At 55.1% G+C, this 11,518-nt stretch carries 9 protein-coding genes; 5 read left to right on the plus strand and 4 right to left on the minus strand.

Translation table 11 applies throughout. The features are described 5' to 3' along the window. The 3 genes from NP596_RS22090 to NP596_RS16830 form a co-directional block, all read right to left on the minus strand. Positions 1-143: conjugal transfer protein TraG N-terminal domain-containing protein (locus NP596_RS22090; RefSeq protein ID WP_371927969.1), on the minus strand; the 143-nt coding region annotated here is incomplete at its 3' end. A gap of 30 nt (positions 144-173) precedes the next feature. Continuing rightward, the gene (locus NP596_RS16825) at positions 174-1,622 is read right to left on the minus strand and encodes a conjugal transfer protein TraH (RefSeq protein WP_256616550.1); all 1,449 of its coding nucleotides are present in this window, start codon (positions 1,620-1,622) and stop codon (positions 174-176) included. Next, positions 1,619-2,629: a conjugal transfer protein TraF gene (locus NP596_RS16830; protein ID WP_256616551.1), complete on the minus strand. Its 1,011-nt coding sequence runs from the start codon at positions 2,627-2,629 to the stop codon at positions 1,619-1,621. Before NP596_RS16830 ends, NP596_RS16825 begins: the two co-directional genes overlap by 4 nt. Positions 2,630-3,115: 486 nt before the next feature. Between NP596_RS16830 and mobI the strand changes: the two genes are divergently transcribed. Then, entirely contained in the window at positions 3,116-3,601 is a 486-nt protein-coding gene (gene mobI, locus NP596_RS16835; RefSeq protein WP_256616552.1) for a conjugative transfer protein MobI(A/C), read from the plus strand. 332 nt (positions 3,602-3,933) lie between these two features. Here mobI and ltrA read toward each other — a convergent pair whose 3' ends face one another. Further along, positions 3,934-5,265, minus strand: coding sequence for a group II intron reverse transcriptase/maturase (gene ltrA, locus NP596_RS16840; protein ID WP_256616553.1), 1,332 nt, complete (start codon positions 5,263-5,265; stop codon positions 3,934-3,936). 1,452 nt (positions 5,266-6,717) lie between these two features. Between ltrA and NP596_RS16845 the strand changes: the two genes are divergently transcribed. From NP596_RS16845 to NP596_RS16860, 4 genes are all read left to right on the plus strand, one after another. Continuing rightward, positions 6,718-8,109, plus strand: coding sequence for an SWIM zinc finger family protein (locus tag NP596_RS16845; protein WP_256616554.1), 1,392 nt, complete (start codon positions 6,718-6,720; stop codon positions 8,107-8,109). Then, entirely contained in the window at positions 8,106-9,527 is a 1,422-nt protein-coding gene (locus tag NP596_RS16850; protein WP_256616555.1) for a DUF5691 domain-containing protein, read from the plus strand. The genes NP596_RS16845 and NP596_RS16850 overlap by 4 nt, the downstream gene beginning before the upstream one ends. 61 nt (positions 9,528-9,588) lie before the next feature. Continuing rightward, entirely contained in the window at positions 9,589-10,680 is a 1,092-nt protein-coding gene (locus NP596_RS16855) for an ATP-binding protein (RefSeq protein ID WP_256616556.1), read from the plus strand. Between the two features lie 2 nt (positions 10,681-10,682). Further along, positions 10,683-11,518, plus strand: an 836-nt coding sequence (locus tag NP596_RS16860) for a DUF5682 family protein (protein WP_256616557.1), incomplete at its 3' end; no start/stop codon positions are given.

The raw sequence follows: 11,518 nt of genomic DNA on the forward strand, positions 1-11,518 counted from the left end.
GCCCTGAGCATGACGATGATGACACCGATCAAGCCGCCGACAGCCGCCGCGGTACGGTAATCGCCGGTGCCAGAGATCATCGCCACGGCATTCAGTACAGCTTGCAGATAGGCAGAATCGCCTACGGAAAAGATTTCAAACATAGGAGATGGCCTGTAGAGAAAAGATAAGGACTAAGGCGTCGGCCAGGCGGTACCGGAAGCCGGTAACTGCGCCACGGTACCGTAATGTTTTGGCTTTACGGTATTCATCAATTGCTGATAAAACGCCATCAAGGTTTGCGGGTTACCATAGCGGCCGGCAATGGAGACGTATTCGTCCTGGATTTGCTCTCTAGCATCCTTCAAGGCATCCATCAGCAATTTGGCGTAGGCATGGTCGTTCATGTGCGCGGCGGTTTGTACTGCGGCGAGCAAATCGTTAAAAATCAATTGCGCCAATTCCAGGGCAATCACCGGTGCCGCTTCTTCGGCCCACAGCTTGGCAATGCCGGCATCTTCTCTAGCCAGGTTATGGATCATGCCGCCGATGGCATCCGGCACGGTTTGCATGAAGGCTTTTTCGCTATCGGTAATTTGGCCGCTGTTGGTTGAGAATTTGTAAATCAAGCCGTTGCCGCTATTAGCTGAACCCAAAAGGATTTCCATCACCCGTTGCTTCACGCCCACCAGATTGACGTTCTGGACGATGGGTTTGAGGCACTGATCGGCATCGTGCCCATCCGTACAGGTATACATCCGAACCGTCTGATAGCTATTGCCGGCATCGTTGCCGTACATCAAATCCTTGATCCGCAACACCGGCGGCGGAGCGCTGATGGCATTGTTCTCGCCTCTTCCATCGGGCGAGGCCTGCGGGGCATCGACGATCACGGTACCGGAAATACTCATTGCCGCTTCCAGTAAACTGTTGCCGCCAAACCGAAACCAGCCGCCGGCGTTTTGGTTGACCAAGGCCCGCCAGACCAGATTGCCTTGAATGATCTTGGTCATATCCGTCGGGTCGTTCTGCTTGATCTGCTGTACCGGATCGCCCAAGGTACTGGTATTGGTCCAACTGGAAAACACATCGGAAATGCCTTGGGTAAACGAGGCGTTGGACAAATTGGTTTTGCTTTGCAAATCGAAGGCTTTGACCGTATCGTTCACCAAGCCTTGTGCCAAGCGGCAAGAGTTGCTGAACATCTGGTTCATCTCCTGGATTTTCTTTTGCAGATCGGTCATCACCGAGGCACACCAGGGACACATGGCACCGACCGCCAGTTGAAATGCATAGCCTGCCGCATTGCCGGCAACATTACGCATGAGTTGCACAAATTGGTTGAAGTTGATGAAACTGAAACTGCCGGCGAACAAATCGATGCCCCCGCAGCCGGCGCTGAACGACGGCGGCACGAACGACACCAGATTGGTATTGGTAATGCCATTGCGCGCCACCAGACTGCCGCCGGTAATCACGCCACGGCGCTGTCCCAAATGCGCGGTCGGCGCCGTGAAGTTGGTCATGGTGCCGAACATACTGTCCATTTCCTGTTGCAGGTCGGCATAAGCTGGTGTGGCACTCGCTACCAACAGGATCAAGACCACCTGGCGATAGCGTCGTGATAGCGAAAATGACGTCATGGCGTGCTCCCAAAATGTGCACTGCGTTGCAATGCCTGGATCAGTGACTGTGGATCTTGAGTGACCGCAGGGCTGATGCTACCGGCGGCCGGTAACAGCATCGGCGTATTGCGAATACCCTGAGTGGTTTGATATTGCGAAGCATCGATCCAACCCGCTTCCTTGGCGGCTAGCAGAATCCGACCGGTGATTTCTTCCAGCGACAATGCGCCTTGCGCCAACGGTACAATTTGCTTGGGCGGTTTCATCAGAAACAGCGCCGGGGTTTGCTCAACCCCCAACATCGCAGCCTGACCGTTATCACGTTTGAACTGGCTAAAAAAGCCGTTCGGCATCGGCAAACCATCGAGCGACACGGGATAGATTTTGAAACCGTAGGCGTTTTCCAGCATGGCCAGAATCGGCGCCTGCACATGGCAATAAGGGCAATCGGAACGAAAGAAAAACAAAATGCCGGCTTGCGCGGCAATCGCTTTCAAGGCCCGTTCGGCCACCACGCTGGCCTGATGATTGGCTTCATTGGCCGCATAGGTCGCCACCGGTCGGCGCACGGTTTCATCGAGTTGCGGATCTGACATCACCACGTAGCGGGCGGCATTGGTAAAGCGCTCGGCTTTGTCCATCATCACCCGCTGCAGGTAATAAAACGCCGCGACATTCTCGGGACTGGGATCGTCGATAGCCTGGTTCAAGTAATGCTCAAGGTTTTGCTTCAACCAGGCCGAGGACAGTGGTTGGGGTTCTGCAGATGGCTTGGCTTGTGTTTTGGGTTCAATTTCAGCATGAAAGTCACTGGGCGGTTTGATGTCAGGTTTGGGCTTTTGCTGATCGTCTTGAATTTCGGGTTGGGCATTTTTAACCGGCTCAGGCAACACCTCATACCAAAACCAGCCGCGCTGCTTGTCGACGAAATAGGAAACTTCGGACGTGTCGTCCTTACCCATCGCCAGAGAGGCTCTGAGACACAAGCTCAAGATGATCGGTAAAGAAATGGCATTTCGGTTCATCGCGCCATTGTCCGTCAGATCTTCCTAGCGACTTTTGCAGCTGACGACGAAAACGCCATCAGCTGCAAGATGGTTCGAAAAGCTATCGCAGAATCCCACCGTAACGGCAGACGATCGCAAATTCGGCGTCAACTGCAATCGGCATCCCATGTCGGTTGCCTAAAATGCCGGCGTTATTGCGAACGGGCGATGGCCCGCAAATACTAATAGGAAATCGACTTTCGATTTGCCTACGCTAGTAGGGAAACGTGGCAACGGTAATCGGCCTGAAAGCCGAAGTTATTTCCTAGGTAGGCATGAGTCACGTCGTTTTGCCAAGGCAATGCCTAAATGAACCATTCAGAAAATGACAGTGATATGCCTACTTCGGTAGGCATTTAAGGTGCAAAACCTATGCACTAAGGCGCTTTCCGAGGTTCGCAATGAACAGCCCCCCCCTTAGGCATTGTCCATGTCTATCCCTACAGTTAAGTAATAGGAAAATTCATGTCCAGCGAACAACCTGTCAACAGTCAGCTCAATCTTACTGAACAAGACTTGCTGCATTGGATCGAAACCCGGTGCGATCATCTCCAGGCGCAAGCCAAAGTATTGGTCGATGATTATTGGCGCCAAATGAAAAGCCAGCGCCAGAAACACAGCAAAAGCGAATCGGGCCGAATCGGCGTCCGCATCCGCTGCCGGGAAAACCAACGCGGTTTCAGCATTGAGTGGTATCGCATGGCCACATTACGGCAAAACGGTCAAACCAAGCCCATTGCGCAGTATGTTAAGAAAGGCCGTGGCTATCGTTATCCGCTCGGCAACCTACTGAAGGGGGAACCCACCTGGGAAGCGGAATTAGTCGAAGAACTGGAAACAGAGTTTGCCCATATCCGGCAACAGCTCGATCGACTGGGAAAAATTCGAGATGCGGTGCAGCGTTATTGCAGGGTAATTGAAGCCGAAGCCAATAACAAATTCATCGGTTGAGATTGCAAGAATACGAGCATTGTTCCAATGGGCTTGCTAGAAAGATAGGCCCCGGTACGGCGATTACCTGTCGGTCGGGATGGCCATTCAATTTCAACGATTAATACATCCTGTAATCCATTCGAATGTCCGGAATTCGGCGAGCAAATTGAAATTATCACTGTGTCATAACGGTAGAGTCGAGATGTGGCGCGGTAGTATTAGGTTTCGCGTATCTGTTGCCGCCCCTTTCGTTTGGCGGTGCCTCACCAGTAAAACCATAACCCCGTTTCCACACCCCGCTCATCGAACCGGACTGGCAGATTTCCCGCATCCGGCTCTCGGACAAAATATCACGCGTTCGCCCACGGATCGTCACACCCCAAGCGGCTTAGGCGTATCAAACCAAGAGTCTGATAGAGGTACGGAAGTGGATAGCCTCCGCCTGCTCGCTTTCTCACCTTATACTTGTTGCGTAACCACCGACGCAGCCGCGCTGCCGTGTAATTATCCAGCGCACGATAGGCGCGATTGAAGGTTCCTACCTTAAAGTAGTTCGACCAACCGCGTAGCATGCGATTCAATTTATATATCAGCAACGTGGTGTCATGCCACGCCATTGAATAGGCCGTCAATGCATGTATCTTTTCGACCATGCGCCTGATGCTTTTCTTCGATGGCCGGAAGCCCAAATAGACCTTACCGTTTTGCGGCCGATACTGCAGGCCAAATGTGTAACCCAGAAAGTCGAACTCATCTTCCAACACATTACAGACTCGCGTTTTATCCTCGTTTACCGTCAGCTTGAGTTGCCCCATGACCTTGCGCATCAATTGCAAGGCTTCTTCGGCTTTACCGCGTCGGCACAAGATCACTAGGTCATCGGCATAGGTGACAATCCGACTGCCGAGCCGCTGTTCCAGGCCCAGTTTCTTCCACGCCAGCACAAACCGTCGCATGTACAAATTCGATAGCAGCGGTGAGATGGGCGATCCCTGTGGAATACCATACCGATGATCTTTGGCCTCGGTTGTGCGTGACGTCCGTCCACGCTTATCGGTTTCTTCTACCGGACATTCCAGCCACATCGTAATCAGATGCAGCACACGCCGATCAACAATCCGGCGTGCTACCGACTTGAGTAGCTCGGCATGGGGTATTGTCCCGAAGTAGTCCGCAAGATCGGCATCGACGACATCCGGGTGGCCGTGATATAGATGATCCTTCACTTCGATCACCGCCTGTTGAGCATTACGGCCCGAACGGTAAGCATACTGCTCGTCCGGTAGATCAGCTTCGAAGATCGGTTCTATTACCAGCATTGCTGCCGTCATACAGACCCGGTCTCGTAGCGTCGATAGGCCTAGCGGCCTCAGCTTGCCATTCGGTTTCGGGATATAGACTCGCCTGATGGGGTCTGGTCGATATGTTTCCTCTCTGAGCGCAAGCGCCAGTTCGCCAAGCCACCGCCCCACGCCATACGCCTCTATATCCGCAAAGCTCTGACCATCCACGCCCGGTGCGCCCTTATTGGAGCGGCAACAAGCATAGGCATGCGCCAAGATGTCTTCTCGATATAGTTTGTCGTACAGCGCATAGAAACGATAGTCGGCTTCAGCCTTCGCTTTTGCGTGTAACGCCCTCTGTAGTTTCTGAACGCTTAACGGAGTTGATAGGTTACCCAATCTCCTGTCCTTTTCCACTTATTGCGTTGATCTTGAACTAAGGCCCCTTCCCTCCACCGGCATTACCCGGCTTCCTCGGTACTACAAGCCTCTCCGCCACCCTACAGCGCCCGGCCTGTCCCTCGCGGGCGTCCGTTGGTCATCGCTGACCACGCCACAGGGCTTCCCGTGTTGCGTGCGCTTACCTTGTGTACATGCTGTCACCACTACCCCGGCGCAGCGACTAGGGATACTCTTCGCCCGTTTCCCCAGCCGTATCAGCCTTCCCCGGAATGGCCGCCGGGTCGACCTGCGCGATGTCGTTTTCGAGGCTTGCTCGGTGTTCACTCGCATTACGGCCTGCACACTCGCGGAATCGCCTATAGCGATCCTTTACATCGGAGGCTTCAGCCACTTCGTTACCTCCATGACTGCTCCGATTGCTTCCGGCCGGAGCGATTTAGCCGGGTGGGTCTCTCACCCACTGGTCAAACGCCGCCTTTGCACGGCGCACACCCAAACCGGTCTGTCGCGTTTCTCTAAACCGGTCAGTCAGCCAAATCCAGACTTTGATAGATGGAGGACTACAAAGCAGTCTTTGGCGACCGCATCCATCGGCCACAAGCCGCCGATTAGGGTAAATATCCAATTTATTAGTTGTTAGGGCAATCTTTGACCCAGTGGCTGTCCGCTATTCGGCGAGCAAAATGACAGTATCAATGCCTCACACCGGCCAATCAAAGAATTTCAATCATTTCATCTTAAACCCATAAAACTGAAGTTCAGCGCCCCAAGTAACAGTTGGAAAATAATCAATTCCGGCGAGTGTCGGCTGCAGGTCATGGTGATCAATCGCGCCTGCATCGTCACGGTGATTGCCTCCGGCGAACCTGTCTATTCCCCTCGCGCGAATGCGGGGTTTCTGGCTCTCGAATGACCCAACGCCCGCTCGGGATGCCTTGCAGTTTCCCTGTACGGAAAACCGCCCGGTCCTGGGGCTACGTGGAACTACTCGGCCGCCGCTCGCTAACGCATCACTCTCCGGGCCTCGCAACGAAAGTATAAGCGGCGGCTTTCGCCGTCCGTATGAAATAGCCTTGTTGGGGGGTAATTTATTATCATTGCCCTTGTTCGTCTTTCTTCTCTTCGATCAGAATCTCAAACGAGCCTTTTTGAAGTGATACTGTCACCAGTGTGAATGTGCGATCATCTTGATGTACGGTTGTCGAGCAGATGTTGGATTTCTCTCCCAATGTACGAACGCCGACTCCGATTCTACTAATCGCACACTGACCGCCGCCGGGAACATCAACAAGCCATTCAATTGGTGGAACGTTATCAATGTAGAAGTTCCGTAGGCGTTGTGAAAAAATCCGGGCGATTGCCGCGCCTAGAACTAATATGTTCGACCAGAGCGGCGGCCTAAAATAGCTAAAGGGAATATGGATTCAGATTAATGATGGAGAATTGTAGATGATCACTCTGGAAAGAATCGAAGCTCTTGCACCCGACCAAGCCTCCTTGGCAGCGGCCCGCAAATTGATCGACGGCAAGCACTGGCCACTGAGCGCTATCGCCGCCGACAAAAGTTTCATTTGGGGCGAATGTCATGGCTCGGGATCAGCGCCGTACCGGGCCTGCGTCGCGTTGGGCGATTTGGGTTACAAATGCACCTGCCCGAGCCGCAAATTCCCGTGCAAACACAGCTTGGCGTTGATGTGGCGTTACCGGCAGCATCCCAACGAATTCAGCGAAAACGAAGTTCCTTCTTGGGTGCTGGATTGGTCTTCCAAAAGGCGCGGTTCCAAACAGGCCGATCAGGCGGTTAACGTTTCGACCGCGAAAGACATCGCGTTGGTCTTGGACGACACCACCGGCGAGCAGCCGGTTAAGGACGAAGAGCGCGCCAACAAAGCCAAAGAGCGCAACCAACTACAGCGTGAAGCGGCTATTTTGACAGGCTTGGCCGACTTCACGCTGTGGTTGGAAGATGTTTACGAACGCGGTTTGTTGGCATTTTTACAAAACTGCTCGGCGGCTTGCCGGCAGGCGGCTAAGCGCTTGGTCGACGCCAAAGCCGCCGGGCTCGCTTCTCAACTGGACGAACTGGCAGCGAGTGCGATGCACATTCCGGAAGCGCATAGGCCGCGTTTTTTGCATCAACATTTGAGCGCATTGTATTTATTGACCGGTGCTTATCAAAATCAAGACCGGCTGCCGGATACTTTACGCCACGATGTCCGGCGTTTGGTCGGCTGGAACCTTAGCCGCGAGCAGTTGCTGGAAATGCAGGACGCAGAACGCGTTAAGGGGCTTTGGCAGGTTCTCGCTGTACGCGAATACCTGCAAAACGACGGCCTGAGGCGTATTGAAACCTGGCTTGAACTAGCCGAAGCGAACACTGGCCGCTTCGCGGTATTGATCGATTATCACCACGTCTCGGCCGGCACCGTTGCACCGACATTCCTAGGTGGCGAGGTTTTGGAAGGCAGCGTCGTTTATTTTCCGTCGGCCACGCCGCTTAGAGGCGTTTTGGTGGATTACCGCCGTGCCGATGGCCCGGTGGCCACAGTCAGCGACGTCAGTTTGGCCGACGCATTGGCGAGCCGCCTGGCAATGCGTAGCCAAAATCCCTGGTTACCGAATTGGCCTTTGGCGGTCGCCAACCCTAAAGTTCTCGTAGATGAAAATGGCCAATTCTGGCTGAGCGATCACGGCACCGCCGTACCGATTAAGCGCCCGGATCCGGCGGCGCTACTCGCCTTGGCCGGCTTGCCGATAAGGCGGGCGACATTGACTTGGGACGGCTGGCGGGCGGATTTGCTGTCCGCAGACACCGCCTACGGCTTTTGGAGCGTCGCATGAGGACTTCCGATTTCGATTTGCACGATGCGGCCGGCATAGAAGCCGCATTAGCGCTGGGTTTGAAAAAAACCAAATTACCGGAATCCGGCTTAACGGAAATGCCGCAGCTAGCGGCCATTGCGTTGGCGGCCGAACGTCGCGTGTATGCCGACGTCAACGTGAAGCGCGATTCACCGCTGCCCGAACTACAGCCGCCGCAAGACGCCGGCACCTTGCTGCCGGACCCGCTTAGGCGCGCTTTACTGCGTATCGCCGGCCAGCCACCTGCGAATAACTCGGTTTGGGAAGCCTATTGTCGGGCGATAGACCGGCATTTGGCTGGCAACGGCTACCGCCTGCATCCCTTCGATTTGCTGCATTTGGAAAAATATTTGTCCGTAACCACCGCGAAGCCAGGCACTTACGCATACTGGTACCGGCAGCAATTGTCGCTGCAGCCGTCTCCGACGTCGGACGAAATAATCGATTGGAACAACTGGCAACAATTCGGTAAAGCCGAACAACAAGCTTTTTTGCAGCAGCAACGCATAACAGATCCCCAAACCGCTCGCCAGGCCTTGGAAAAAGACTTTGCCGAAGCGCCCGCGGCCTTGCGGCAAATGTACGTCGAAACACTGGCCATTGGCCTAAACCCCGCCGACCAAGCCTTTCTGGAAAGCCTGGACAAAGACCGCTCCGGTAAAGTCGTAGAAATCGCCCAACGCTTGCTGGCGCGCTTTCCCGATTCCGAAGCGGCTCGGCAAAACCGGGAAAACTTGGCCGAGCGCTTGGAGACGCAGTTTTTAACTCGCAAAATCGGGCTGGCCAAGCAAAAAGGCAAGAAAGCCTCCGAAAGCTTGGAAGAATTGTCGGCATTAACCGAATTCATGCCCGCCACCGACATCGCGGCGGTATTGAAACTGGCGCCAGCCGATCTGCCGCGCAAGATCGATCAGGAATTGGCCTTACCCTTCGCCCGCTCGGCCGCCTTGGCTCAAGACTATCCGCTGGCTTTGGCATTGTTGCAAAAGGAGGACGAAAAAATGTTGCTTAGCCGCTTGCCGCTTATCTTGACGTGGTTCAAGCCAGCGCCGCTTTCGGACAAACTGCAACTGGCCGAAACAGCCGCGACTTGGCTGGCAGGCGCCGACAATCTGAATACGCTGCAACTCTTGGCGCTATCCGAATGGCTGGCACAGCCCCTGACGGAAAAAGCCAGCAAAACCTTGCTGAACGGCAAAGCCTTCAAAAATACACGTTTACAAAGCGGCGGAGAAAATCCGTATCAGGCCGGTAGCGCGATGGAAGCGCTGGCCGCCTGCGCGCTGTTGCTACCCAAATCACTGCATGAGCCCTATTTAAACAAGGTGCAAGAGATTACCTTCCGGAGCGGCGCGAATCCGTTGGATTTTTTGGCGTTGCTCGATAGTTTGAAATAGCGGTAGCCAATTTCATCGCCTAAGCTTATACCCACGAGATCGATAACACAGGGATCAGACCATGACCGAAAACACTCTCCGCCAGCCCGTCGAAATCCAATTCAAAACCGAGCTGGATGCCTTGCTGGGCCACGATGTAGCGCTCAAGTTGCCCAAACCCGACAATTGGATGCTGTCGCCGCAGGCCGTGGTGTTGTATTTAATGGGCGGTAAGACTCACGACGGCACGCTTATCAGTGCCAAATACATCGGCCAGCGGCGTCTGATCGAAACGGCGGTGGCGACGCTGGCGACCGACCGGGCGCTGCTGTTGTTAGGCGTGCCCGGCACGGCCAAGTCCTGGGTGTCGGAACATATCGCCGCCGCCGTTTCCGGCAATTCCCAGCAACTGATTCAATGCACGTCGGGCATAGATGAAAACCAAATCCGTTACGGCTGGAATTACGCCTTACTGCTGGCCAAAGGCCCGAGCCGCGAGGCCTTGGTCGCGACGCCGCTGATGCGGGCCATGCAAAGCGGTACGATAGTGCGTTTCGAGGAACTGACCCGCATGGGCTCTGACATTCAGGATACCTTGATCACGGTGTTGTCGGAAAAGGTATTGCCGATTCCCGAATTGAACGACGCGGTACACGCCACCCAAGGTTTCAATCTAATCGCAACGGCCAACGACAGAGACAAGGGGGTCAACGAATTGTCCGCCGCGCTGAAGCGGCGTTTCAATGTCGTCGTGTTGCCGCTGCCGGAAAGCCCGGAGCAGGAGATTGCCATCGTCAAACAACGGGTCGCGGATATCGGCGTCGGCTTGCGTCTGCCCGAGATTGCGCCGGCGGACAAGGAAATCGCCCGGCTGGTGACGATGTTCCGCGAATTGCGTAACGGCGAAACCGAAGACGGCCGGCACAAGGTCAAATCGCCTTCCTCCACGCTGTCGGCCGCCGATGCAATTTCGGTGACGGTCGGCGCTTGGTCGGAGGCCGCTTATTTCGGCGACGGGAGCATAGACGCCGAAAAGCTCGCCAACAACATCGTCGGTGCCGTGCTCAAAGACCCGGTGCAGGACCGCATCGCGTTGGAAGAATATCTGGAAAACGTCATCAAGCCGCGCAAGGATTGGCGCGACTTATATGCCGCTGTCAGAGAAAGCCTGTAACGATGGCCGAAGACAGGCTGCACCTATTCGGCATCCGCCACCACGGGCCGGGCAGCGCCCGCAGCCTGGAGGCGGCATTAAATGCTCTGAGACCAGCCAAAATTTTGATCGAAGGCCCACCCGAGGCCAACGAGTTGATCGCCTTCGCAGGCCGCGAAGCGATGCAGCCGCCGCTGGCGATCTTGGTGTATGCGGCGCAAGACCCAGCACTAGCCAGCTTTTACCCGTTTGCGGTTTATTCGCCAGAATGGCGGGCGCTGCTGTGGGCCGACGCAAACGCTATTCCGGCCGAGTTCATCGATTTGCCCTATGCCTACCGCCTGGAAAAAAACCAAGGGGACGAAAATCAGGATGTGGCAGAAGCGGCAACTGAAGCGCGGCAGCAACGCGACCCCTTCAGCGAATTGGCCGCCTTGGCCGGTTACGACGATGCCGAAGCCTGGTGGAACGATTACATCGAAGAATCGCATTCGGGCAGCGAACATTTTCCGGTGCTGGAACAGGCCGTGGCCGAATTGCGCCGGCAAACCCAAGAAAGCGAACTGACCTTGCAGCGCGAAGCCTACATGCGTTTACAAATCCGCAAGGCCTTGACCGAAACCGAAGGCGACGTCGCCGTGGTCTGCGGTGCCTGGCATACGCCGGCCTTGCGCGATTTTGCCAAACTCACGGACGACCGCAAGTTGGTCGGCAAAGCGCCCAAACTCAAAACCGAAGCGACCTGGACACCTTGGAGCGACCGGCATTTGGCATTCGCCAGCGGCTACGGTGCCGGCGTGCCGTCGCCGGGCTGGTACCGTTTCATCTGGCAGCACGGCCACGACGCCGGCGGCTTGAC

This window comes from Methylomonas rivi (assembly GCF_024505165.1).
GTDB lineage: Bacteria > Pseudomonadota > Gammaproteobacteria > Methylococcales > Methylomonadaceae > Methylomonas > Methylomonas rivi.

Bases quoted from the DNA above. Each gene is read 5' to 3' on its own strand.
- NP596_RS16825 (WP_256616550.1), bottom strand. From the start codon at position 1,622: ATGACGTCATTTTCGCTATCACGACGCTATCGCCAGGTGGTCTTGATC.
- NP596_RS16830 (WP_256616551.1), bottom strand. From the start codon at position 2,629: ATGAACCGAAATGCCATTTCTTTACCGATCATCTTGAGCTTGTGTCTC.
- mobI (WP_256616552.1), top strand. From the start codon at position 3,116: ATGTCCAGCGAACAACCTGTCAACAGTCAGCTCAATCTTACTGAACAA.
- NP596_RS16845 (WP_256616554.1), top strand. From the start codon at position 6,718: ATGATCACTCTGGAAAGAATCGAAGCTCTTGCACCCGACCAAGCCTCC.
- NP596_RS16850 (WP_256616555.1), top strand. From the start codon at position 8,106: ATGAGGACTTCCGATTTCGATTTGCACGATGCGGCCGGCATAGAAGCC.
- NP596_RS16855 (WP_256616556.1), top strand. From the start codon at position 9,589: ATGACCGAAAACACTCTCCGCCAGCCCGTCGAAATCCAATTCAAAACC.